Below are 20,806 nucleotides of genomic sequence, written 5' to 3'. Positions count from 1 at the left end.
CTGTTTTCCGGATCGACGCCCCATGTCCAGCCCCACCCAAGACTCCTTCCAGCCGCTCGAAGGCGTGCGCGTGCTGAGCCTTGCGCTCAACCTGCCCGGGCCGGCCGCGCTGCTGCGCTGCCGCGGAATGGGCGCCACCTGCCTGAAGCTCGAGCCGCCGGGCGGCGACCCGATGGCGCTCTACAACAAGCCCGCGTATGCCGCACTGCACGAAGGCATCGCCATCGAAACAGCCGACCTGAAGACGGACGCGGGCCAGCAGCAACTGCACGCCGAACTCGCGAAGACGGACGTGCTGCTCACCTCGTTCCGCCCTTCCGCGCTGCGCAAGCTCGGCCTCGATTGGCCTGCGCTGCAGGCGCGCCATCCGTCGCTGTCGCAAGTGGCCATCGTCGGCGCGCCGGGCGAACGCGCCGAGGAGCCGGGCCATGACCTGACCTATCTCGCCGAAAGCGGACTGGTCACCGGCATCGAACTGCCGCCGACGCTCTACGCCGACATGGGCGGCGCACTGCTCGCAAGCGAAGCGGTGCTGAAGGCCATGCTGCTGCAGTCGCGCAAGGCGGGCGGCGTGTACCTCGAAGTGGCGCTGAACGCCTCGGCCGACTGGCTCGCCCTGCCCCGCACCTGGGGGCTGACGCAACCCTCGGGCACGGTCGGCGGCGCGCATGCCGGCTACCGCGTCTACCCCTGCGCCGATGGCCGCGTGGCCGTGGCCGCGCTGGAGCCGCATTTCGCCAGCCGGCTCTGCGAGGCGGCGCAGATCGACTCGCGCGACATGCTGGCGCCGGCCACGCACGAAGCGCTGGCCGCATGGCTGGCGACGCGCACGCGCGCCGAACTCGAAGCCATGAGTCGCGAGCGCGACGTGCCGCTGCTCACGCTGGCCAGCTGATTCATCAGCGACTGGCGCCGTCGCGCTGCCGGTCTTCGCGCTTGAGCGCGAGGTAAGTGTCGAGATCGACTTCGTGCAGCTGGCGCGGGTACTGCTCGGCCGCCGCGAACCAGCGACGCTGACGACGGTCGGCCTGTTCCGGCCCCGGCGCCGAGAGGTAGGCATCCAGCGTCAGGAAGTAGCGCATCGCATTGCGCTCCACCAGCCCGCGCAGGCCGCGGATGTAGTCGGGCTGGCCTTCCGGCGTCTTGCCCAGCACGGTAAAGCCCACCTTGTCGCTGCCGAAGGTCGCCAGGTAGGCCATGGTGCCCAGCCGCACCATGGTGTTGTGGTCATAGCTGTAGCTGAAGTGCAGGAAGCTCTTGCGCTCGTCGAGCGCCACGGCCTCCAGCGTGACGCGATAGTTGCTGGTGCCCAGCGGCCCGCTCTCGGCCGACAGTTCGACCATCAGGTGCTCGGGCGTGGCACTGGCGACCCGGTAGACGAACGGCAGCTCGAAGGCCTGGTCGATGGGCTTGTCATAGCGCCGCACCACGTAGAGCGTCAGCATCTCGCGTCCCAGCGGGCCGCTGGCCGTACTGCAGCGCCGGTTGTTGATGTGCAGGGTCAGCACCTCGCACCAGTGGGCCGATCCTTTGAGCGCGGTGCTGATTTCCGCGAGCGGATGCTCGACCACGGCGTAGACGTCGCCCTGCAGGCCATCGGCCGTCTCCATGGAATCGAGCTGCACGGGCCGCCCGAAGCTGCTCTTGTCGAGCTTGTCGCTCAAGCGCTGGTGGGTGGCGCGCAGCGCCTGGGCGGAAGAATTCTCCGGTGCGGCGGCAAGCGCCTGTTGCGCCAAGGCTGCGAGCAGTAGCAGCAGCGCTCCCGCCAGGGTGCGCATCGTCCATGAAGCCGACGGGTAGTACGAACTGCTCATGGACCACACCATACAGCGGACCGCCCCCCCCTCGCCTTCAGTCGGACTGCGTGGGCTTGCTGCGCCGCACCAACAGCGGCATTGCGCCCGCCATGGCCGATCGATACGGGATGTACCTTAGGCTTCCACTCTTTTTCGAGGAACCACAGATGCCACTCGTCCGGATCGATCTTTCCAATGACAGCCCCGAGACCCTGGGTCCGGCCATCGGGGATCTCATTTATCAGGCCATGCGGGACACCATCAACGTGCCGGAAGACGACAAGTTCCAGGTCATCACGCGGCACGATGCACGCGAGCTGGTCCATCCGGCAAGCTACCTCGGTGTTGTCTACTCGCCGGGCTTCGTGCTGATCCAGATCACGCTGAATCACGGAAGAACGACGGAGATGAAGAAAGCCTTCTACAAGCGCGTGGCCGATGACCTGCACGCCCGGCTGGGCATCCGGCGCGAGGATGTCTTCATCAACCTCGTCGAGGTGGCGAAGGAGAACTGGTCGTTCGGAAATGGCGAGATGCAGTACGCATAGCGGCGAGAATCCCGCCGATGAAACGCCAGGGCACGCTAGTTCGATGGGAGAAAGACCGGGGCTTCGGCTTCATCCGCTGCCCCGAAATCTCCGCCGATGTGTTCGTGCACCTGCGCGACTTCACCGACCGGGGCACCGCGCCGCAGGTCGGCATGAGGGTGAACTTCGAGGAGATCCATGTGGGCGGCAAGGGGCCGCGTGCGATGTCGGTGCAGGCAGCCGGTGCGGCGCGGCAGCCGCAATCACAGCCGCAGCGGAGGTCCGCGCCGCCTCGCCGGCAACCTGATCGCTCCGTGCGTTCCTCGGCCTCTTCCTCGTCCCCTTTGCCGATGGTTCTTCTGCTCGTGGCATACGGCGCGCTGCTCGGCTATGGCGTTTGGACCACATGCCTTCCGCCGATCGCGCTCGGCGTATTGGCGCTGCTCAGCCTGCTGACTTTCTTCATCTACGGCTTCGACAAGAACGCAGCCGAAACAGGCCGCTGGCGCACCGCGGAGAACACGCTGCACCTGCTCTCGCTGATCGGGGGTTGGCCGGGCGCCTGGGTCGCGCAGCGGTTGTTCCGCCACAAGGTGCGCAAGGCGAGCTTCATGGCGGGCTACTGGGCCACGGTGCTGGCACACATGGCGGCCGTGGGCGCCTGGGTCGGCAAGCTGCTGCCAGCGGGACTGCTGGCGTTCTGAAACTCAGCGCGGCTTGCGGATGCTGCCGCGCACCGGGCCGGCAGCCTTGCGCGGCGCCGCGGCCGAACCGTTGTCGCGTGGCGGCAGGCCGGTGTGCTGCGTGAGGATGCGGCCCTTCGAGGGCTTCACCGGCGCCAGCTTGACCGGCGCGGACTTGTTGACCGCCGGTGCGACGGTCGAATTCTTGCGACGCGCGCTCGTGTAGCCGCCGTCGGTCAGCGGCTGCCACGTCGGGATGAGGTGGTGCTTGCCGTTGCCGATCAGGTCGGCGCGGCCCATGCTCTTGAGCGCCTCGCGCAGCAGCGGCCAGTTGTTGGCGTCGTGGTAGCGCAGGAAGGCCTTGTGCAGGCGGCGGCGCTTGTCGCCGCGCACGATGTCCACAGTCTCACTCTCGCGCGTGATCTTGCGCAGCGGGTTCTTGTTGGTGTGGTACATCGTCGTGGCCGTGGCCATCGGGCTCGGGTAGAACGTTTGCACCTGGTCGGCGCGGAAGCCGTTCTTCTTGAGCCAGATCGCGAGGTTCATCATGTCCTCGTCGCTGGTGCCCGGATGCGCGGCAATGAAGTACGGAATCAGGTACTGCTTCTTGCCCGCCTCGGCCGAGTACTTCTCGAACATCTGCTTGAACTTGTCATAGCTGCCGATGCCGGGCTTCATCATCTTCGTGAGCGGGCCCTGCTCGGTGTGCTCGGGCGCGATCTTCAGGTAGCCGCCAACGTGGTGCTGCACCAGCTCCTTCACGTACTCCGGCGACTGCACGGCCAGGTCGTAGCGCAGGCCCGAGCCGATGAGAATTTTCTTGATGCCCTTCAATGCACGCGCCCGACGGTAGATCTTGATCAGCGGGTCGTGATTGGTGTTGAGGTTCGGGCAGATGCCCGGGTACACGCAGCTGGGCTTGCGGCAGGCCGATTCGATCTCGGGCGACTTGCAGCCGATGCGGTACATGTTGGCCGTGGGGCCGCCGAGGTCGGAGATGGTGCCGGTGAAGCCCTTCACCGAATCGCGGATGGCCTCGACCTCCTTGATGATCGAATCTTCCGAACGGCTCTGGATGATGCGGCCTTCATGCTCGGTGATCGAGCAGAAGGTGCAGCCGCCGAAGCAGCCGCGCATGATGTTCACGCTGAAGCGGATCATTTCCCACGCGGGGATCTTGGTCGCGCCGTCGTGGCTGCCGTTCTCGTCGGCGTAGCGCGGATGCGGGCTGCGGGCGTACGGCAGGTCGAACACGTGGTCCATCTCGGCCGTGGTGAGCGGAATGGGCGGCGGGTTGATCCACACGTCGCGCGCCGTGGCGCCCTCGCCGTGCGCCTGCACCAGCGCGCGGGCGTTGCCGGGGTTGGTCTCGAGATGCAGCACGCGGTTGGCGTGCGCGTAGAGCACCGGGTCGCTGCGCACCTGCTCGTAGGCCGGCAGGCGGATCACCGAACGGTCGCGCGGCGGAACGGCGATCTTGCCGCGGGGCTGCAGCGCCGGGTTGGGCACGAAGTTCAGCGGCTTGATGGCTGGGTTGACCACCGAGCCGGCGGCTTCGGCCGCCTTGGCAACGGCGTCAGCCTCGTCTTCCTTCGCGCAGGTGGCGCCGTTGGCCTTGGCCTGGTCGGACACCATCAGGTAGGGGTTGACGTGCGCCTCGACGCGGCCGGGTTCGTCGACGCTGGTGGAGTTGATCTCGAACCAGCCCTCGGGCGTTTCGCGCCGCACATAGGCGGTGCCGCGCACGTCGGTGATCTGCTGCACCGGCTCCTTGGCGGCCAGGCGGTGCGCGATCTCGACGATGGCGCGCTCGGCGTTGCCGTACAGCAGCAGGTCGCACTTCGAGTCGACGACGATGGAGCGGCGCACCTTGTCCGACCAGTAGTCGTAGTGGGCGATGCGGCGCAGGCTGCCTTCGATGCCGCCGAGGATGATCGGCACGTCGTTCCAGGCTTCCTTGCAGCGCTGCGAATACACGATGGCCGCGCGGTCGGGGCGCGAGCCGCCGACGTCGCCGGGGGTGTAGGCGTCGTCGCTGCGGATCTTCCGGTCGGCCGTGTAGCGGTTGATCATCGAATCCATGTTGCCGGCAGTCACGCCGAAGAACAGGTTCGGTTTGCCCAGTGCCTTGAAGGGCTCGGCGCTCTGCCAGTCGGGCTGCGCGATGATGCCGACGCGGAAACCTTGCGCCTCCAGCATGCGGCCGATGACCGACATGCCGAAGCTGGGGTGGTCGACGTAGGCGTCACCCGTGACCACGATGATGTCGCAGCTGTCCCAGCCGAGCGCTTCCATTTCCTTGCGCGAAGTCGGCAGGAACTTGGCCGTGCCGAAACGGGCCGCCCAGTACTTGCGGTAGCTGGTCAGCGGCTTGGCGGCGCGCGCGAAAAAGGAGACGTCGACGGGGGCGTTCATCGGTGGGAGTAGACAGCGCTCGTGGGAGCGCCGTTGTGGGCAACCCTCGATTTTAGGGTTTTCCATCATGTCTGTCGCGGCAAACATCCTGTGACCGGGCCTCTTCGAAGCCTCAATTGATTGCCAAAGTCAACCTTCTGAATGACAATGGCAACTATGTCAGCCACTTTACCCTCCATCGATCCCGCCGCCGTCAAGGCGATCCGTCAATTCAACCGCTTCTACACCCGCCGCATCGGTGCCCTCGACCCCTACCTCGGCAGCGCCATGTCGTTGACCGACGTGCGCGTGCTGTACGAGCTGGCGCACCGCGAGGTGGCGGTCGCGAGCGAAATCGGGCGCGACCTCGGGCTCGACGCGGGCTACATGAGCCGCATCCTGCGCCGCTTCGAAAACGAAGGCTGGCTCACGCGCGAGCCGCATCCGCGCGATGCGCGCCAGAGCGTCCTGCGCCTGACCGAGGCCGGCCACTCCGCATTCGCGCCGCTGCAACAGAAATCGCGTGAAGAAGCCACCGCCCTGCTCGCCTCGCTCGCGCCGCCGCAGCGCCAGCAGCTGGTGCAGGCCATGGGCACGGTGCAGTCGCTGCTCGACCCCGAAGCCGCCCCGGCCAAGACCCAGGCCGCCATCCTGCGCGACCCGGCACCCGGCGACATCGGCTGGGTGGTGCAGCAGCACGGCGAGATCTATGCGCGCGAGTACGGCTGGAACAGCACCTTCGAAGCGCTGGTGGCCGGCATCGCGGGGGAGTTCCTGCTCAAGTTCCAGCCCGAGTGGGAGCGTTGCTGGATTGCCGAGCTCAACGGCGAGCGGGTGGGTGCGATCTTCGTGGTGCGCAAGTCGGCCGCGGTGGCGCAGCTGCGCCTGCTGATCCTCGCGCCCGCCGCGCGCGGGCTCGGCCTGGGCGGCAAGCTGGTGGACGAGTGCATCGCCTTCGCGCGCCTCAAGGGCTACAAGAAGATGGTGCTGTGGACCAACAGCTGCCTGGTGGCCGCACGCGGCATCTACGCCAAGCGCGGCTTCCAGCTCACCAAGTCGGAGCCGCACGAGGGCTACGGCTCGCCACAGGTCGGTGAGACCTGGGAGCTGAAGCTGTAGCGTCTGCTTATTGCATGAACCAGCCGTGGCTCACCACCAGCGACTGGCCGGTGAGTGCATTGGTCGGGAAGCCCGCGAACAGCAGCGCGACGCGCGCCACGTCTTCCGTGGTCGTGAATTCGCCGTCGACCGTTTCCTTCAGCATCACGTTCTTGATGACTTCCTGCTCGCTGATGCCCAGGGTCTTGGCCTGCTCGGGAATCTGCTTTTCGACGAGCGGCGTGCGAACGAAGCCTGGGCAGATCACGTTGGCGCGCACGCCGTGCTTGGCGCCTTCCTTCGCGACCGTCTTGGCCAGGCCGATGAGACCGTGCTTGGCGGTGACGTAAGGAGCCTTCAGCAGCGAGGCTTCCTTCGAGTGCACCGAGCCCATGTAGATCACGCTGCCGCCGCGACCTTGTGCATACATGTGCTTCAGGCAAGCTTTCGTGGTGAGGAAGGCGCCGTCGAGGTGAATGGCGAGCATCTTCTTCCAGTCGGCGAAGCTGAACTCTTCCACCGGGTGAACGATCTGGATGCCGGCGTTGCTGATGAGGATGTCGATGCCGCCGAAGGCCGCAGCGCCCTCTTCGACCGAGGCGTTGACCTGGTCTTCGTTCGTCACGTCGACACCCACGCCGATGGCCTGTGCGCCCGTGGCCTTGAGCTCGGCCGCGGTGGCGTCGGCCGCTTCCTTGTTGAGGTCGGCAATGATGATCTTGGCGCCTTCCTGCGCGAACAGGATGGCGATTTCCTTGCCGATGCCGCTGGCCGAGCCAGTGATGTAGGCGACCTTGTCCTTGAGTTGCATGGTGATGTTCCTTGGTAAGAGTCGGGTTTGAAAAGGGCAGCAAGAATCAGGCGAGATAGTCGTGCTCGACCGTGCCGAGTGCGAGCGTCATGTCCGCGATGTAGTGCACGGCCGATTCGAACTTGAGCACCGGCAGGTCGGCCACGGGCGCCAGCGCATGCGGGTGCAGTTCGAGCGAGCCGGGCCCGCCCCATGCGCCGTGCAGCGTGACGTCGACCATGTGATAGCGCACCAGTTCGCAGATGCGCGCCGTGCCGTCGACGTGCGGAATGATCTTGAGCAGAAAGTTGGGTTGCGCAATGCCCGCGAGGATGGGCTCGGGGTCGAGCGCGCGGTGCTTGAAGCCCATCGTGGCCTTGGCGACGCGCACCTTGCCGTAGTCGAGCGTGCCGACCACCACGTCGGTCTCGTAGTCGAGCACCGGCGAGGCGAGCTTCTTCGGAAAGCCCCAGAGCTCGCGGCCGCCGGCAATGGGCGGATGGTCGTTGAGGTACATCGCGTGCACGTACGCGCCCCTCTCCACGCCCCTGGCGGTGCGCAGCTGCACCGGAATGACCTGGCCCGACTCGGTGTAGTCGCCGAAGCCGGTGGAGTCGGGCATGCGGATGAATTCGTACTTGACCAGCGGCTCGACCACTTCGAGCGGCTCGGGCACCACGGCGCGCAGGGCGTCCATGTCGGTGCGGTACGTGAGGATGAGAAATTCGCGCCGCACGAAGCGGTACGGGCCGGGCGGAAAGGCGGGATTGGTCAGCGGCATCGCGAATGCCGTTCGTCGCACATCTTCAATGTTCATGAAAACATTTCCTCCTGTTGAAGTGACGGCCCAGTCTCGCGCTGGTTTCTTAGTTGGAACTGAATCGCCCGTGTCAGCGCGACAAGCCCGGCCGCTTGACGCGCCCCGAGCCGTGCTCGCCAAGGTCGAAGGTGGTCACGCCGTTGACCGTTGCGTCGGCACGCAGCGTCTCGGGATGGGCCAGCGTGTTGCGCATATCGCGCGCACCCGAATCCCAGTGCTCTTCAACGGCGGCGCGCGAGAACTCGTAGTCCTTGGACTCCAGCTCGTAGGGCTTGTCGCGGTAGATCAGGTGGAAGATGTCTATGGGCTCGTGCGTGAGCTGCGACTGCACCGCGAGCACGCTCGGGTCGTTGCGCAGGCCTGCCGGCAGCTTGGAGATCAGGTCGGCAATCGCCTGCTGCAGGTTCATGTTGGCGGCCAGCGCATCGGTGTTCATGCGGGTGCGGCTCGAGTAGGTGATGTCCTTCTGCCGCTCCATCACGCCCGCCATGGTGCGCGGCATCTCGCCGCGCGCATTGAACAGGTCGACCTGCAGCACCACCAGCGGCTCGCTGCGCGGATGCGTGTCGAGCACGTACTGCAGCGGCGTGTTCGACACGATGCCGCCGTCCCAGTAGTCGTCGCCATCGATGCTGATTGGCGCGAAGCCCGGCGGCAGCGCGCCGCTGGCCATGATGTGCTCGGGCCCGATGAGCTGGCGCGTGTTGTCGAAGTACACCGAATTGCCGGTGCGCACATTGACCGCCCCCACGCTGAAGCGTGCCTCGCAGGCATTGATGCGGTCGAAGTCGACGAGGCGCTCCAGAGTGGACTTGAGGGCAGAGGTGTCGTAATAGCTCAGCAGCGGCGCCGCCCCGCCCATCAGGAAGGCCGGCGAGTACCGCGGCTCGAAGAAGCCCGGAATGCCCACCAGTGAGGCCATGGTGGCGCTGTACTGGTTCTGCAGGGCCCGGTCGCCCAGCCAAGAGGGCAGGCGCTGCGAGGGGCCCGAAGACACAAGGTGCCAGAACTCGCGCAGCCGGTCGACGCGCGTTTCCGGTGCATTGCCCGCAATCAGTGCCGCGTTGATGGCGCCGATGGAGACGCCGGCAATCCAGTGCGGCTGCAGCTCGGTTTCGCTGAGCGCCGCATACACGCCGGCCTGGTAGGCGCCGAGCGCGCCCCCACCCTGCAGCACCAGCGCCTTGCGGGCGGTGCGCATGTCTTCGCGGCGCGAAGCAAAAGGGTTGAGGGGCTTGGAGGAGGCGGCACGGGGTTTCTTCTTCGGTGGTGTCGTCGTCATGCGTTCATTTGACACCAGCCCCGCGACACCAACCTGACCAGGGGTTGTTGCCCCCGGGACGATGTCACATCTTCGGCAGCATCTGTCCGCGGATCTCGCCGCCCGGGTTGGCGGCGGTGTGCACGTTGGCGTACCACTTGCCCGCGGACAGGTCGGCGGCCTGTGCCGGCGTGAGCGTGGCCTGGCCTTCGATCGGGCTCGCCGGGTTGGCAAAGGGCAGCACCACGCCCGCATTGGCGCCCGCGGCGGCCGGGCCGTGGAAGTGCGCCATGGTGGCCGGACCGCTCAGGCCGGTGTAGGTGATCTTGTACTTGAGCACGTTGGTGTCGCGGTCGAGCCAGGCCTCGGCCATGCCGCTGCCGCGTGTCATGTTGGGCGGGACTTCGCTGGCTGCGTTCATCGCGCCGCTGAAGCTCGCGACGTTCGACTTCGACATCATTCCGCAGCCGACCAGCGCGGCACTGGCCACCCCGGTGATGAGGGCTGCGCGCAAAAGGGTGCCATATTTGGTCATGAGCTTGATCTCCTGAGTTATGAAAGCCTCCACAGCATAGGCAGCACGGCGGGCTTGGCTTGTCGGCCACCACCCCGACTTTGACGGCCGCCTAACGGCTGATAAAGGGCTGAAAGGCTGAAAGAAAATGCAACGATGACTTTCAACGCCCTCCCCACCGCCCGCGACGTGGTCGATTTCTGGCGCGAAGCCGGCCCGGACCGCTGGTTTGCCAAGAACGACGCCTTCGACGCCGACTTCGCCGCCCGCTTCTCGCACGCCCATCAGGCCGCAGCCCGTGGCGAACTCGACCACTGGACATCCGACGCCGAAGGCGCCCTGGCTTTGCTGGTGCTGTTCGACCAGTTTCCCCGCAACACCTGGCGCGGCAGCCCGCACATGCTGGCCACCGACGGCAAGGCGCTGGCCGTGGCGAAGCAGGCAGTCGAATCAGGCTTCGACCTGCAGTGCGAACCGGTGCTGCGACGTTTCTTCTACCTGCCCTTCATGCATTCCGAAGTGCTGGCCGAGCAGGAGCGCTCGGTCGAGCTCAACGCGGCGCTCGACGCCAACACGCAGCGCTACGCGGTGCTGCACCGGGACATCATTGCGCGCTTCGGCCGCTTTCCGCACCGCAACAGGATGATGGGGCGCAGCACCACGGCGGAAGAGCAGAAGTACCTCGACGAAGGCGGCTTCGCCGGCTGAAGCGAGGCTCAGGTGTCGTTGTGCGGCAGCGGCACGTTGCGCGTCGGCGACGGGTTCAGGTCGGCGATGCCATTCGTGTCCTTCATCGAGCCGTAGGTACGCGCATAGACCCAGGTGAACTCGGCCCCCAGCAGGAATATCTGCGCCGAGTAATAGACCCACACCAGCACCACCACCAGCGAGCCCGCCGCCCCGTAGCCCGAGGCCACGCTGCTCTTGCCGATGTACAGCCCGATCAGGTGCTTGCCCACGGTGAAGAGCAGCGCCGTGACTGCCGCCCCCACCCACACGTCGCGCCACTGCACCTTGGCGCGCGGCATGATCTTGTAGATCATCGCGAAGATCGCCGTCACCATCGCGAAGCTGAAGACGAAGTTGACGGCCTGCGCCGTTGTCTCCCACGCTCCGAACACCGGCGACCACCACTTGCCCAGGGCCGCGAGCGCCGCACTCGCCACCAGCGACACCATCAGCAAAAAGCCGATGCCCATGATCATGCTGAACGACAGCATCCGCACGCGCAGCATGTTGAACAGCCCCTTGTTCTTGGCGCGGGCCGGCGCGCGCCAGATGCGGTCGAGCGCGTCCTGCAGTTCGCCGAAGACGGTGGTGGCGCCCAGCACCAGCAGCCCGATGCCGATCACCGTGGCGACGATGCCTTCGGCCGGCTTGTTGACGGCCTTCAGCATGCCCTGCACCGCCGCCGCACCCTGCTCGCCCATCAGGCCCGAGAGCTGCGCGAAGATCTCGCCGCGCGCGGCCTCCTGCCCGAAGACCAGGCCGGCCACCGCAATCACGATCAGCAGCAGCGGTGCAATGGAGAACACTGTGTAGTAGGCCAGCGCGGCGCCCATGCTCGGGGCGTAATCGTTCGACCAGGAGTTGAAGGCCCGCTGGCAGAGATCGAAGAGTGCGCGCAGTTGCTTGACCATGCTGAAGTGTCCCTGTGGAATCGCCCGGCGCCATGTCGATCCGGCGCCCGGCATGTTGAAAGCGTGCCTACGATAATCGCTCCACATGCACCCGTCTCCCCCCGCTGCCCAGCCCCAGTCGCCACGCGACCTTTTTGTTTCATTCACCTGGCTCGCGTTGCAGGGCTTCGGCGGTGTGCTGGCCATCGTCCAGCGCGAGATGGTCGAGAAGAAGAAATGGCTCACGCCCGAGCAGTTCCTCGAAGACTGGGCCGTGGCTCAGGTGATGCCGGGGCCCAACGTGATCAACCTCGCGCTGATGATCGGCGACCGCTACTTCGGCTTGCGCGGCGCGCTCGCCGCCCTGGCGGGCATGTTGACCATCCCTCTGGTCGTCATTCTTGCGCTGGCCGTGCTGTATGCGCACTTCGCCGGCAACCCGCAGGTGGCGGCCGCGCTGCGCGGCATGGGCGCGGTGTCGGGCGGACTGATTGCCGCGACCGGCATCAAGCTGGTGCCGCAGCTGCGCAAGCATCCGCTGGGCTTTGCAACCTGCCTCTCCTTCATGGCGCTGGTGTTCGTGGCCATTGCGGTGTTCAAGATCCCGCTCGGATGGGTGCTGCTGGTGGTCGGCGGCGTCGCCTGCGTGTGGACCTGGAAGAAGATCGCGCCATGACCATCACGATGCAATGGCACGACTGGCTGGCCCTGTTCGGTCAATACGCGCTGCTGTCGCTGCTGTCGATCAGCGGCGCCATCACCACCGTGCCCGACATGCACCGCTACCTCGTGGTCCAGCACAGCTGGCTCACCGATGCGCAGTTCAGCTCCTCGATTGCCATCGCGCAGGCCGCGCCCGGCCCCAACGTGCTGTTCGTGGCGCTGATGGGCTGGAACGTCGGGCTCAACGCGGGCGGCGGCATCGGCGCCGGGCCCTCGGCCTGGCTGCTCGGCTTCTTCGGGCTGATGCTCACCATGGTCGGCATCATGCTGCCGAGCACCACCCTCACCTACTTCGCCACGCGCTGGGGCCACCGCAACCGCACGCGCCGCGAGGTGCGCGCCTTCAAGCAGGGCATGGCGCCCGTGGTGGTGGGCCTGCTGATTGCCACCGGCTGGGTGCTGGCTGCGGGAAACCATGCCGGCAATGCGCCTGCCTGGCACCTGTGGCTGCTGACCGGCGTTTCCGCCCTTATTGTCTGGCGCACGCGCATTCATCTGCTCTGGCTGCTCGGCGCCGGGGCGGCGCTGGGCGCCGTGGGCTTCGTCTGATCCTTCGTCTCATCCCTTTCTTCTTCAGGAACACTCGACATGTCGCAACTCCGCCCGCTCGGCCGCTCCGGCCTCCTGGTTTCCCCGCTCGCCTTCGGCGGCAACGTGTTCGGCTGGACCGTCGACGAAGCGGCGTCGTTCAAGCTGCTCGATGCCTGGCTGGACGCGGGCTTCAACTTCGTGGACACCGCGGACGTGTATTCGGCATGGGTGCCGGGCCACACCGGCGGCGAGTCGGAGACGATCATCGGCAAGTGGCTCAAGCACAGCGGCAAGCGCAATCGCGTGGTGCTGGCCACCAAGGTCGGCAAGCCGATGGGCGAAGGCAAGGTGGGCCTGGCGCCCAAGTACATCCGCGAAGCCGTCGAGGCCTCGCTCAAGCGCCTGCAGACGGACTACATCGACCTCTACCAGTCGCACGACGACGATGCCAACACGCCGCTCGAAGAATCGCTCGGCGCCTTCGACGACCTGATCAAGGAAGGCAAGGTCCGCGCCATCGGCGCCTCGAACTACAGTGCACCGCGGCTGGCCGAGGCGCTCGACGTGTCGGAACGCCTGGGCATCGCCCGCTATGAAAGCCTGCAGCCGCTGTACAACCTGTACGACCGCGCCGTGTTCGAAGATGCGCTGGAGCCGCTGTGCATCAAGCGCGAAGTGGGCGTGATCAACTTCTACGCTCTGGCCGCCGGCTTCCTCACGGGCAAGTACCGCACCGAGGCCGATGCCGCCAAGAGCGCGCGCGGCGCCAACACCACGAAGAAGTATCTCAACGAGCGCGGCCTGCGCATCCTCGACGCACTCGACAAGGTGGCCCAGCAGTACAACGCCAAGCCGGGCCAGGTCGCCATCGCCTGGCAGATCGCGCGGCCGGGCGTGACGGCGCCCATTGCCAGCGCCACCTCCATCGCGCAGCTCGAAGAGCTCGTGGTCGCGACGCAGCTGAAGCTCGACGCGGGCACCATCGAGATGCTCGACCGCGCCAGCGCTGAAGCAAAACCCGCTGCCTGAGCAGCTCCCGGCGATGAGCGTGTTCGACACCATCGCAGCGCCCGCGCTCGAGCACTTCGTCGACCTGCGCGTCGAGGTGGGCGTGCCGCAGGTGCTGGGCAACAGCCCGCGCGGGCTGCGCCGTGTGGTGCCGATCACGGGCGGCGAAGCCATCGGCCACGGCTGGCGGGCGCGCGTGCTGCCGGGCGGCAGCGACTTTCAGTTGATAGTGAGCGACACGCTTTCCGAGCTCGATGCGCGCTATGGACTGGAGACCGATGCCGGCGATATGGTCTACGTGCAGAACCATGCGGTGCGTTCGGCCTCGCCCGAGGTGATGGGCAAGCTGCTGCGCGGCGAGCCGGTCGATCCGTCGCAGGTGTACTTTCGCTGCAGCCCGCGCTTCGAGACTGCCTCGCCTTCGCTGAAGTGGATCAACGAACGCATGTTCGTCGGCGCCGGTGTGCGCCACCCGGCCGAGGTGGTGATGCGCTTCTTCGCGCTGATCTAGCTGCTAACCGTCGACCGGATTCATCGGCGTCGCAAGAATGCGCTGGTAGAAGGCCACGTCGAGCCAGCGGCCGAACTTGAAACCGGCCTGCCGCACCGTGCCCGAATGCTCGAAGCCCAGGCGCTCGTGCAGCGCGATGCTGCCGGCGTTGGCTGCATCGATGGCGCCGACCATCACGTGCACGTCGCGCGCGATGGCCTCGGCAATGATCGCTTCCATCAGCGTGCGGCCCAGGCCCTCGCCGCGGTGCGCGCTGTCGACATAGACCGAGTGTTCCACCGTGTACTTGTAGGCGGGAAAGGCACGGAACGTGCCGTAGCTCGCGAAACCCAGCAGCTTGCCGGCATCGTCCACGGCACCTATCACGGGAAAGCCGTTGGCGCGCTTGGTGGCAAACCACGCGACCATGTTCTCTGGCGTGCGCGGCTTGTAGTCGTACAGCGCGGTGGAAGTGATGATGGCCTCGTTGAGGATGGCCAGGATCGCGGCGGAATGCGCTTCTTCTGTGCAGGGGATGAGACGCATGGTGTCCTCGTTGAAATTTCGTTCAATATAGGAGAATAATAATCTCATATGAGAAACGATTCATCTCCCGCCGACACGCCCGGCCAGGACATCGACATGCTCATCGCCACCCGGCTGCTGGCGCTGAGGCAGGCGCAAGCACTGAGCCTCGCGGAGCTGGCTGAGCGTTCGGGCGTGAGCAAGGCCATGATTTCCAAGGTGGAGCGTGCGCAGAGCAGCCCCACGGCCGTGCTGCTGGGCCGGCTGGCCGCCGGGCTCGGGGTGCCCCTGGCGCAGCTCCTGACGGAAGAGAAAGAGCAGCCACAGCGCCTGCGCACGCGCGCCGAGCAAGAAATCTGGCGCGACCCGAAAGCCGGCTACCTGCGGCGCCAGGTCGCCGAGCGTCATGCGGGTAGCGGCGTCGAGTTGGTCGAGGTCGAGCTGCCGCGCTCGGCGCAGGTCGACTACCCGCGCTGGAGCGGCAAGCCCTACCGGCAATGCCTGTGGATGCTCGAAGGCGCGCTGCGGGTGGACTATGGCGACGAGCGCTTCGAACTCGCACCGGGCGACTGCCTCGACTTCGGCGTGGACCGGCCGCTGGTCTTCAAGGCGCTGGGGCGCACCGCCTGCCGCTATCTGCTGGCGGCAAGCCCGGAGTAGCCGCACGCGCAGGGTAGGCAAGCTCCGACACGCACTGGCGGTCGACGCCTGTGCGGCGCCTGCCACCCCTCGGGATACTGCAAGGCATCTCAGCTTCAGAGGAACGACGATGTCATTCGCGCTCTACATGATCGGTTTCGTGATCTTCCTGGGCGGCCTCATCTGGGGCGCCTCCGTCGCCGGCGTGCCGACGCTCTACATCGGCATTGGAGCGATGATCCTGCTGGGGATCGGCATCTTCAGCGCGGTGAGCCGCACGCGTGGCAAGGATCCGTCCTGACCGGCCGGGTGCATCCATCAGGTTCACACAGGCTTCACGCCGCACGCACATGGCGTAGCTAACTTCGCATGCGCACCGCAGACCGCGGTGCGCATCGAATCCAGTTGGCTGCCCCATGCACACTTCTTCCAGCTTCTTTTCTCCCCTCGCCTCCTCATCCTGCGCAGCGCCCCAGCCGGCCCCGGCTCCGGCAGCAAGCCCCGGCAACATCAAGGTCGACCTTCTCGTCGTGGGCGCGAGCTTTGCGGGCCTGGCCTGTGCCCGGGCCGCGGCCCTTGCAGGCCTCAGCGTGATGGTGCTGGAGAAGAAGACCACCGCCGGCGCCAAGCTGCACACCACCGGCATCATCGTCAAGGACGCGGTCGACAGCGTGCCGTGGCTGGCCGAAGTGCCACCCGCGCTAGTGCGCCGCATCGAAGGCGTGCGGCTCTATGCGCCCAACATGCGCCACGTCGACCTGCACGCGCCGGGCTACTGGTTCTGGGCCACCGACGCGCCCGCCCTGCTCGACTGGATGGTCGGCTCGGCCCGCGCCAGCGGCGTCGACGTGCGGCTGGGCACGCTGTTCGAGCAGGCGCTGTGGCTCAACGGCCGGTGGGAAGTGCCGGTGACGCAAGGGCCCTGCATCACGGCCACCTACCTCGTGGGCGCTGACGGCCCCCACTCGCGCGTTGCCAAGGCCCTGGGCCTGTCGCGCAACACGCGCTTCCTCTACGGCATCGAGCACGAGTACCAGGGCGCGCGTATGGCGCCCGGCCTGCTGCATTGCTTCATCGACCGCAAGCTCGCGCCCGGCTATATCGGCTGGGCGCTCGACGGGGTCGGCGTGAGCCAGATCGGGCTGGCGCGCCGCATGGTGCACAACAGCGCGGGCGCGCTGAAGCTCGATCCGCTGCTGCGCAAGATTGCCTCGGTGGTCACGCCCGGCGACGCCCCGCCGGTCGCGGTGCGCGCGGGAATGATCCCGTGCGGCGGCGTGCTGCCGGTGGTGGCGCGCGAGCGGGCCCTGCTGGTGGGCGATGCGGCGGGCATGGTGTCGCCGGTGACTGCCGGCGGTATCCACACAGCGCTGCTGCACGGGGAGCGCGCGGGCGAGGCCGTAGCGCGCTTCGTGCGCGGCGAGGCCGGCGACCCGGCCACGTGGTTCGTTCGTGGCTACCCGGGCTTCCGGCTCAAGCGCGCGCTGCGCTGGGCCTTCGACCATTTCCAGAGCGACTGGATGTTCAACCACCTGCTGGGCACGCCGCAGATGCGGCGGGTGGCGGAGCTCATCTACTTCCACCGCAAGGGTGGATCGCTGCCCAAAAGCTAAAAGAGACGGCGCTCAGGCGCCGCGCTGGCGCATCGCCTCGTAGAGGCACACGCCACTGGCCACCGAGACATTCAGACTCTCGACCGCACCGGCCATCGGAATGCTCACCAGCTCGTCGCAGGTCTTGCGCGTGAGCTGCCGCATGCCTTCGCCTTCGGCGCCCAGCACCAGCGCCAGGGGGCGCTTGAAGTCGCTCTGGTAAATGGTGCCCGGCGCGTCGTCGCTGGTGCCCACGCACCAGATATTGCGTTCCTTGAGTTCGTTCAGGGTGCGCGCGAGGTTGGTGACCATGAAGTAAGGCACCGTCTCGGCCGCGCCGCTCGCCACCTTGGCCACGGTGGCGTTGATGCCGGCCGCGTGGTCCTTGGGCGCAATGACCGCATGCGCGCCGGCGCCATCGGCCACGCGCAGGCAGGCGCCGAGGTTGTGCGGGTCGGTCACGCCATCGAGCACCAGCAGCAGGGGCACAGTGCCGGCCTCTTCGAGGCCCTCGAGCAGTTCGTCGAGCGAGCGGACCTGGGCCACGGGTTCGACCCGCGCCACCACGCCCTGGTGGCCGTGGCTGCCGCTGAGCTTGGACAGCCGCAGGCCGTCTGCCTCGACCAGCCGCACACCGGCCTCCTGCGCACGCGCGATGAACTGTTTCATGCGCGCATCGCGCCGGCTGGCGTCGAACATCACTTCGAGCACCGATTTAGGCGCGGTCTTGATGCGCACGCCTACGGCATGGAAGCCGAAGATCACTTTGGGGGAAGACATCCCTGGATTATCCCTACCCCCGGGACCTGGCCATTTCGCGTGGTCAGGCGATCGGCAAACCACTGAGCGCGCGGGTGCGCTCGTCGTGCAGTTCCTGCACCGCCAGCGCGCTCGGATGCACCTTCGCACCGTTGCCCACGCTCTCCAGGTACTGGCAGGCCGCGTGACCCTCAGCTGCCTTTTCGTAGCGCGCGATCCAGGCGTCGCGCGCAGGCAGCTTCTCGGGCGACACCGGCCATATGCCCGGCTGGGGCCGCATGTGTTCGCCGATGCCGATGCGCCAGGGCTTGGCGCTCACCCGGGCACGAAAGCATTTCTGGTTGCGGCACATGCGTGCGTAGACCTTGTCGACGCCCATTGCATGAAAGCAGTCGGCCACCGCGGTGTCGGTCGGATCGAAGACATCGTGCATCGCCAGCACCCGGAAGCCTGCGGGCGTGCGGTAGATGCGCAGGTGCCAGTCGGGGTGCTGCTGCATGAAGCGCCCGATGCGCTCGGCCGCCCGCTTCTCAGGCGCGGGGTTGCCGCTGTGCTCGCCGCGCTTCTTGCGCTGGCCGATGACCCATGCCACGACGAAGACCACGATGCCCGCGATCAGCCCGCCCAGCCAGGTCTTGGCGGCCCAGCCACCGACCACCCCGGCGATCAGCGCCGGCACCAGCGCAAAGCCGAACACGCTGCCGCGCAAGGGCTCCTCGAAGTCGATGTCGACGAACAGCACGTCGGGCGTGTTGAGGCAGCGCGCGCCGTAGGTGTTGCGCGTGATGACGGTGTCGCCCTGGCGCTCGACGATTTCCTCGCGGATCGGCATGCCGTCGGCGCCGTTGTAGGGCATCTTGCGTTCGCGGCGCTCGAGCTTCTCGCCCTTGTGGACGATGCGGTCGAAGGCATCGCGCGTGCGCTGGTCGGCGTGCGCCTGCGCGGCCAGCGGGCTCTCGTCGGACCAGCCGAAGCGGCGCACGGTGAACTGCTTGCCGGCCACGCTCTCCTGGATACGGCCTTCGGCCCAGAACTGGGGAACGATCATCGACTCAAGCCTTTCCGGCAATCAACAACCAGGCCATGACCGCCGCCAGCACGATGATCAACGCCGGCAGCCATTTGTAGCCGTCGCCATGCACGCGGCCCGGTTCCTCCATCTGGCGGCGGGGCATGTGCTGGGTCAGGGGGCTGAAACTTCCGAGCGCCGGATCGTCATGGTTGTCGACCAGCCGCTTGGCCGCAGACAGGCTCAGGCCCGTGGCTTCGCGCGTGAGGCGGATGGCCTCGATCTTGTTGCCCTGCGCCAGGGCTGCGAGTGCGATGGAGGGCATGGAGGCGAAGCCGCGGTCCTGCATGGCGGCGGCAGGCGCACCGCGTCCGCTGGCTTCGCCTTCCCCCCGCTCCAGCCTGTCGGCGTAGCGATCGACAGCGTCCTTGGCCGATTTGAGGTCCACGCCCGTACGGTCGCGCACGATCTTGATGGCCTCGATCATCCTGCCGCGCTGCAGCGCCAGGACGGCGTCGGGCGGAAGCTCCTCCATGAATATCTCCTGTGTGGCTGGCTATTTACTTATGTTTAATAGCTTATTGCGCTTGTCAGGCGGGCGCCAGAGCCACTTTTTCATTAAGTGCGACACGACCGGCCTCGATGGTGATGCGTCGCTCGCATCGGGCCGCGATGCCCCGGTCGTGGGTGACGAGCACGAGCGTGGTGCCGAGCTCGCGATTGAGGTCGAACATCAGCCGCATCACCTGCTCACCGGTGGCGAAGTCGAGGCTGCCGGTGGGCTCGTCGGCCAGCAGCAGCGCCGGTTGCACCACGAAGGCGCGGGCCAGCGCCACACGCTGCTGCTCGCCGCCCGAGAGCACCTTGGGGTAGTGCCCGAGCCGCTGGCCAAGGCCGACGCGGCCGAGCATTTCGGTGGCGGCCTTGCGCGCATCCTTGCGGTTGGCCAGCTCCAGCGGCAGCATCACGTTTTCGAGCGCGCTCAGGTTGCCCAGCAGCTGGAAGCTCTGGAACACGAAGCCCACGCGCTGCGCGCGCACGGCGGCGCGCTCGTCCTCGTCGATGGCGAAGATGTCTTCGCCGGCGATGCGCACCGTGCCGCGCGTGGGCGTGTCCAGCCCCGCGATGATCGACAGCAGAGTGCTCTTGCCGGAGCCCGAGGCGCCGACGATGGCCGCGGTTTCCCGCGCGCCGAGGGTGAAATCGATGTCCTGCAGAATGTCCAGCGTGCCGGCCGAATCGGTGACGGACTTGAAGACATGCTCGACGGCGACAATTGCATCAGACGGGGGTTGGGACATGGAAAGGCTTTGGTTTTGAATCGACGTGACTTTATCTTGACCACCGCCGCGCTCGGCAGCGCGGGGCTATGGACGACCGCGGCGCAGGCCCAGGCTCAGGCCCAAGTACCGACGGCTGGCAAGCCGGTGATCCTGGTGCTCGGCGATTCGCTGAGCGCAGAGTACGGCCTCAAGCGCGGCGAAGGCTGGGTACCCTTGCTGGAAAAAAGGCTTGCGCAGCAGAAGATCGCGGCCACCGTGGTCAACGCCAGCATCAGCGGCGACACCAGCTCCGGCGGGCGCTCGCGCCTTGCTTCGCTGCTCACCCAGCACAAGCCCAGCCACGTGGTGCTGGAGCTCGGCGCCAACGACGCGCTGCGCGGCCTGCCGCTCTCCGACACCGAAAGCAACCTGATGCAGATCACCAAGGCCGCGCAGGCTGCAGGCGCGAAGGTGCTGATCGTCGGCATCCAGGTGCCGCCGAACTATGGCGGCGACTACACGCGGCGCTTCGAGGCGGTGTTCTCCAAGGTGGCGGGCGCAACCAAGTCCGCGCTCGTGCCCTTCCTGCTCAAGGGCGTGGCCGATGCGCCTGACGCGCTTTCGCTGTTCCAGGCCGACCGCATCCACCCGACGGCCGCGGCGCAGCCGCAACTGCTGGACAACGTCTGGCCCGAGCTGCGCAAGCTGCTGCCGAAATAATCAAGAAAAAAGCCGCCGCAGGCGCAGGCCTGCGGCGGCTTCTTGA

25 protein-coding genes are annotated in these 20,806 nt (G+C 66.9%); 13 read left to right on the top strand and 12 right to left on the bottom strand.

Going from position 1 to position 20,806, the window contains the following annotated elements; genetic code table 11:
• Positions 1 to 22 precede the first annotated feature (22 nt).
• The gene (locus ACN9MV_RS13515) at positions 23 to 895 is read left to right on the top strand and encodes a CoA transferase (protein ID WP_426392662.1); all 873 of its coding nucleotides are present in this window, start codon (positions 23 to 25) and stop codon (positions 893 to 895) included.
• Between the two features lie 4 nt (positions 896 to 899).
• Here the strand turns inward: ACN9MV_RS13515 and ACN9MV_RS13510 are convergent, their stop codons facing one another.
• On the bottom strand, positions 900 to 1,814 hold the full coding sequence (locus ACN9MV_RS13510; RefSeq protein ID WP_426392660.1) for a hypothetical protein: 915 nt from the start codon (positions 1,812 to 1,814) through the stop codon (positions 900 to 902).
• A gap of 149 nt (positions 1,815 to 1,963) precedes the next feature.
• On the opposite strand from ACN9MV_RS13510, the gene ACN9MV_RS13505 reads away from it, so the two are divergent.
• A complete protein-coding gene (locus ACN9MV_RS13505; protein ID WP_093176684.1) occupies positions 1,964 to 2,344 on the top strand; it encodes a tautomerase family protein in 381 nt (126 codons plus the stop codon).
• Between the two features lie 17 nt (positions 2,345 to 2,361).
• On the top strand, positions 2,362 to 3,027 hold the full coding sequence (locus ACN9MV_RS13500; protein ID WP_426392659.1) for a DUF1294 domain-containing protein: 666 nt from the start codon (positions 2,362 to 2,364) through the stop codon (positions 3,025 to 3,027).
• Between the two features lie 3 nt (positions 3,028 to 3,030).
• Here ACN9MV_RS13500 and ACN9MV_RS13495 read toward each other — a convergent pair whose 3' ends face one another.
• The gene (locus ACN9MV_RS13495) at positions 3,031 to 5,421 is read right to left on the bottom strand and encodes a YgiQ family radical SAM protein (protein ID WP_426392658.1); all 2,391 of its coding nucleotides are present in this window, start codon (positions 5,419 to 5,421) and stop codon (positions 3,031 to 3,033) included.
• A 147-nt stretch (positions 5,422 to 5,568) separates the two neighbouring features.
• On the opposite strand from ACN9MV_RS13495, the gene ACN9MV_RS13490 reads away from it, so the two are divergent.
• The gene (locus ACN9MV_RS13490; RefSeq protein ID WP_426392657.1) at positions 5,569 to 6,519 is read left to right on the top strand and encodes a bifunctional helix-turn-helix transcriptional regulator/GNAT family N-acetyltransferase; all 951 of its coding nucleotides are present in this window, start codon (positions 5,569 to 5,571) and stop codon (positions 6,517 to 6,519) included.
• 7 nt (positions 6,520 to 6,526) lie between these two features.
• Here the strand turns inward: ACN9MV_RS13490 and ACN9MV_RS13485 are convergent, their stop codons facing one another.
• The 4 genes from ACN9MV_RS13485 to ACN9MV_RS13470 all read right to left on the bottom strand — a co-directional run bounded on the left by ACN9MV_RS13485 (position 6,527) and on the right by ACN9MV_RS13470 (position 9,904).
• On the bottom strand, positions 6,527 to 7,309 hold the full coding sequence (locus tag ACN9MV_RS13485) for a 3-hydroxybutyrate dehydrogenase (RefSeq protein ID WP_093052117.1): 783 nt from the start codon (positions 7,307 to 7,309) through the stop codon (positions 6,527 to 6,529).
• A 46-nt stretch (positions 7,310 to 7,355) separates the two neighbouring features.
• Positions 7,356 to 8,105 (bottom strand): acetoacetate decarboxylase, encoded by a 750-nt coding sequence (locus ACN9MV_RS13480; RefSeq protein WP_426392655.1) that lies wholly within the window; start codon positions 8,103 to 8,105, stop codon positions 7,356 to 7,358.
• 73 nt (positions 8,106 to 8,178) lie between these two features.
• On the bottom strand, positions 8,179 to 9,390 hold the full coding sequence (locus ACN9MV_RS13475; RefSeq protein ID WP_093052123.1) for a patatin-like phospholipase family protein: 1,212 nt from the start codon (positions 9,388 to 9,390) through the stop codon (positions 8,179 to 8,181).
• 64 nt (positions 9,391 to 9,454) lie between these two features.
• The gene (locus ACN9MV_RS13470; RefSeq protein WP_093052127.1) at positions 9,455 to 9,904 is read right to left on the bottom strand and encodes a CHRD domain-containing protein; all 450 of its coding nucleotides are present in this window, start codon (positions 9,902 to 9,904) and stop codon (positions 9,455 to 9,457) included.
• 135 nt (positions 9,905 to 10,039) lie between these two features.
• Between ACN9MV_RS13470 and ACN9MV_RS13465 the strand changes: the two genes are divergently transcribed.
• Positions 10,040 to 10,591 carry a DUF924 family protein gene (locus ACN9MV_RS13465; protein ID WP_093078120.1) on the top strand — a complete coding sequence of 184 codons (552 nt, stop codon included), beginning with the start codon at positions 10,040 to 10,042 and terminating at the stop codon, positions 10,589 to 10,591.
• A gap of 8 nt (positions 10,592 to 10,599) precedes the next feature.
• Here the strand turns inward: ACN9MV_RS13465 and ACN9MV_RS13460 are convergent, their stop codons facing one another.
• Positions 10,600 to 11,523: a YihY/virulence factor BrkB family protein gene (locus ACN9MV_RS13460; protein ID WP_426392653.1), complete on the bottom strand. Its 924-nt coding sequence runs from the start codon at positions 11,521 to 11,523 to the stop codon at positions 10,600 to 10,602.
• A gap of 85 nt (positions 11,524 to 11,608) precedes the next feature.
• On the opposite strand from ACN9MV_RS13460, the gene ACN9MV_RS13455 reads away from it, so the two are divergent.
• Genes ACN9MV_RS13455 through ACN9MV_RS13440 form a run of 4 tightly spaced genes read left to right on the top strand, consistent with a single transcriptional unit; the run spans position 11,609 to position 14,275 of the window.
• A complete protein-coding gene (locus tag ACN9MV_RS13455; protein WP_093078117.1) occupies positions 11,609 to 12,178 on the top strand; it encodes a chromate transporter in 570 nt (189 codons plus the stop codon).
• Positions 12,175 to 12,774, top strand: a complete 600-nt coding sequence (locus tag ACN9MV_RS13450) for a chromate transporter (RefSeq protein ID WP_093053164.1) — start codon at positions 12,175 to 12,177, stop codon at positions 12,772 to 12,774. The genes ACN9MV_RS13455 and ACN9MV_RS13450 overlap by 4 nt, the downstream gene beginning before the upstream one ends.
• A 39-nt stretch (positions 12,775 to 12,813) precedes the next feature.
• Positions 12,814 to 13,785 (top strand): aldo/keto reductase, encoded by a 972-nt coding sequence (locus ACN9MV_RS13445; RefSeq protein ID WP_258349830.1) that lies wholly within the window; start codon positions 12,814 to 12,816, stop codon positions 13,783 to 13,785.
• A 13-nt stretch (positions 13,786 to 13,798) separates the two neighbouring features.
• Complete coding sequence (locus ACN9MV_RS13440; RefSeq protein ID WP_426392651.1) at positions 13,799 to 14,275, top strand: DUF3237 domain-containing protein; 477 nt, start codon at positions 13,799 to 13,801, stop codon at positions 14,273 to 14,275.
• Positions 14,276 to 14,278: 3 nt separating this feature from the next.
• Here the strand turns inward: ACN9MV_RS13440 and ACN9MV_RS13435 are convergent, their stop codons facing one another.
• On the bottom strand, positions 14,279 to 14,800 hold the full coding sequence (locus ACN9MV_RS13435) for a GNAT family N-acetyltransferase (RefSeq protein WP_426392650.1): 522 nt from the start codon (positions 14,798 to 14,800) through the stop codon (positions 14,279 to 14,281).
• A gap of 48 nt (positions 14,801 to 14,848) precedes the next feature.
• Between ACN9MV_RS13435 and ACN9MV_RS13430 the strand changes: the two genes are divergently transcribed.
• The 3 genes from ACN9MV_RS13430 to ACN9MV_RS13420 all read left to right on the top strand — a co-directional run bounded on the left by ACN9MV_RS13430 (position 14,849) and on the right by ACN9MV_RS13420 (position 17,031).
• Complete coding sequence (locus tag ACN9MV_RS13430; RefSeq protein ID WP_426392649.1) at positions 14,849 to 15,439, top strand: helix-turn-helix domain-containing protein; 591 nt, start codon at positions 14,849 to 14,851, stop codon at positions 15,437 to 15,439.
• A gap of 109 nt (positions 15,440 to 15,548) precedes the next feature.
• Complete coding sequence (locus ACN9MV_RS13425) at positions 15,549 to 15,719, top strand: hypothetical protein (protein WP_426392648.1); 171 nt, start codon at positions 15,549 to 15,551, stop codon at positions 15,717 to 15,719.
• Positions 15,720 to 15,834: 115 nt separating this feature from the next.
• Positions 15,835 to 17,031, top strand: a complete 1,197-nt coding sequence (locus ACN9MV_RS13420; RefSeq protein ID WP_426392647.1) for an NAD(P)/FAD-dependent oxidoreductase — start codon at positions 15,835 to 15,837, stop codon at positions 17,029 to 17,031.
• 12 nt (positions 17,032 to 17,043) lie between these two features.
• Here ACN9MV_RS13420 and rlmB read toward each other — a convergent pair whose 3' ends face one another.
• Genes rlmB through ACN9MV_RS13400 form a run of 4 tightly spaced genes read right to left on the bottom strand, consistent with a single transcriptional unit; the run spans position 17,044 to position 20,079 of the window.
• Positions 17,044 to 17,790, bottom strand: coding sequence for a 23S rRNA (guanosine(2251)-2'-O)-methyltransferase RlmB (gene rlmB, locus ACN9MV_RS13415; protein WP_007828317.1), 747 nt, complete (start codon positions 17,788 to 17,790; stop codon positions 17,044 to 17,046).
• A 43-nt stretch (positions 17,791 to 17,833) separates the two neighbouring features.
• Complete coding sequence (locus ACN9MV_RS13410; protein ID WP_093052157.1) at positions 17,834 to 18,817, bottom strand: hypothetical protein; 984 nt, start codon at positions 18,815 to 18,817, stop codon at positions 17,834 to 17,836.
• A gap of 4 nt (positions 18,818 to 18,821) precedes the next feature.
• A complete protein-coding gene (locus ACN9MV_RS13405; protein WP_426392644.1) occupies positions 18,822 to 19,313 on the bottom strand; it encodes a hypothetical protein in 492 nt (163 codons plus the stop codon).
• A 55-nt stretch (positions 19,314 to 19,368) separates the two neighbouring features.
• Positions 19,369 to 20,079: an ABC transporter ATP-binding protein gene (locus ACN9MV_RS13400; protein ID WP_093052161.1), complete on the bottom strand. Its 711-nt coding sequence runs from the start codon at positions 20,077 to 20,079 to the stop codon at positions 19,369 to 19,371.
• 36 nt (positions 20,080 to 20,115) lie between these two features.
• On the opposite strand from ACN9MV_RS13400, the gene ACN9MV_RS13395 reads away from it, so the two are divergent.
• On the top strand, positions 20,116 to 20,760 hold the full coding sequence (locus tag ACN9MV_RS13395; protein WP_426392643.1) for an arylesterase: 645 nt from the start codon (positions 20,116 to 20,118) through the stop codon (positions 20,758 to 20,760).
• Positions 20,761 to 20,806 lie beyond the last annotated feature (46 nt).

This window comes from Variovorax sp. R-27, assembly GCF_049913215.1.
Taxonomy (GTDB): domain Bacteria; phylum Pseudomonadota; class Gammaproteobacteria; order Burkholderiales; family Burkholderiaceae_C; genus Variovorax.
The sequence above is the reverse complement of the archived record's forward strand: the minus strand, read 5'-3'. Positions and strand labels throughout refer to the sequence as shown.

Bases quoted from the DNA above. Each gene is read 5' to 3' on its own strand.
- ACN9MV_RS13435 (WP_426392650.1), bottom strand. From the start codon at position 14,800: ATGCGTCTCATCCCCTGCACAGAAGAAGCGCATTCCGCCGCGATCCTG.
- ACN9MV_RS13450 (WP_093053164.1), top strand. From the start codon at position 12,175: ATGACCATCACGATGCAATGGCACGACTGGCTGGCCCTGTTCGGTCAA.
- ACN9MV_RS13405 (WP_426392644.1), bottom strand. From the start codon at position 19,313: ATGGAGGAGCTTCCGCCCGACGCCGTCCTGGCGCTGCAGCGCGGCAGG.
- ACN9MV_RS13445 (WP_258349830.1), top strand. From the start codon at position 12,814: ATGTCGCAACTCCGCCCGCTCGGCCGCTCCGGCCTCCTGGTTTCCCCG.
- ACN9MV_RS13465 (WP_093078120.1), top strand. From the start codon at position 10,040: ATGACTTTCAACGCCCTCCCCACCGCCCGCGACGTGGTCGATTTCTGG.
- ACN9MV_RS13470 (WP_093052127.1), bottom strand. From the start codon at position 9,904: ATGACCAAATATGGCACCCTTTTGCGCGCAGCCCTCATCACCGGGGTG.
- ACN9MV_RS13420 (WP_426392647.1), top strand. From the start codon at position 15,835: ATGCACACTTCTTCCAGCTTCTTTTCTCCCCTCGCCTCCTCATCCTGC.
- ACN9MV_RS13475 (WP_093052123.1), bottom strand. From the start codon at position 9,390: ATGACGACGACACCACCGAAGAAGAAACCCCGTGCCGCCTCCTCCAAG.
- ACN9MV_RS13455 (WP_093078117.1), top strand. From the start codon at position 11,609: ATGCACCCGTCTCCCCCCGCTGCCCAGCCCCAGTCGCCACGCGACCTT.
- ACN9MV_RS13430 (WP_426392649.1), top strand. From the start codon at position 14,849: ATGAGAAACGATTCATCTCCCGCCGACACGCCCGGCCAGGACATCGAC.
- ACN9MV_RS13505 (WP_093176684.1), top strand. From the start codon at position 1,964: ATGCCACTCGTCCGGATCGATCTTTCCAATGACAGCCCCGAGACCCTG.
- ACN9MV_RS13480 (WP_426392655.1), bottom strand. From the start codon at position 8,105: ATGAACATTGAAGATGTGCGACGAACGGCATTCGCGATGCCGCTGACC.
- ACN9MV_RS13500 (WP_426392659.1), top strand. From the start codon at position 2,362: ATGAAACGCCAGGGCACGCTAGTTCGATGGGAGAAAGACCGGGGCTTC.
- ACN9MV_RS13400 (WP_093052161.1), bottom strand. From the start codon at position 20,079: ATGTCCCAACCCCCGTCTGATGCAATTGTCGCCGTCGAGCATGTCTTC.
- ACN9MV_RS13510 (WP_426392660.1), bottom strand. From the start codon at position 1,814: ATGAGCAGTTCGTACTACCCGTCGGCTTCATGGACGATGCGCACCCTG.
- ACN9MV_RS13410 (WP_093052157.1), bottom strand. From the start codon at position 18,817: ATGATCGTTCCCCAGTTCTGGGCCGAAGGCCGTATCCAGGAGAGCGTG.
- ACN9MV_RS13440 (WP_426392651.1), top strand. From the start codon at position 13,799: ATGAGCGTGTTCGACACCATCGCAGCGCCCGCGCTCGAGCACTTCGTC.
- ACN9MV_RS13460 (WP_426392653.1), bottom strand. From the start codon at position 11,523: ATGGTCAAGCAACTGCGCGCACTCTTCGATCTCTGCCAGCGGGCCTTC.
- ACN9MV_RS13515 (WP_426392662.1), top strand. From the start codon at position 23: ATGTCCAGCCCCACCCAAGACTCCTTCCAGCCGCTCGAAGGCGTGCGC.
- ACN9MV_RS13495 (WP_426392658.1), bottom strand. From the start codon at position 5,421: ATGAACGCCCCCGTCGACGTCTCCTTTTTCGCGCGCGCCGCCAAGCCG.
- rlmB (WP_007828317.1), bottom strand. From the start codon at position 17,790: ATGTCTTCCCCCAAAGTGATCTTCGGCTTCCATGCCGTAGGCGTGCGC.
- ACN9MV_RS13425 (WP_426392648.1), top strand. From the start codon at position 15,549: ATGTCATTCGCGCTCTACATGATCGGTTTCGTGATCTTCCTGGGCGGC.
- ACN9MV_RS13490 (WP_426392657.1), top strand. From the start codon at position 5,569: ATGGCAACTATGTCAGCCACTTTACCCTCCATCGATCCCGCCGCCGTC.
- ACN9MV_RS13485 (WP_093052117.1), bottom strand. From the start codon at position 7,309: ATGCAACTCAAGGACAAGGTCGCCTACATCACTGGCTCGGCCAGCGGC.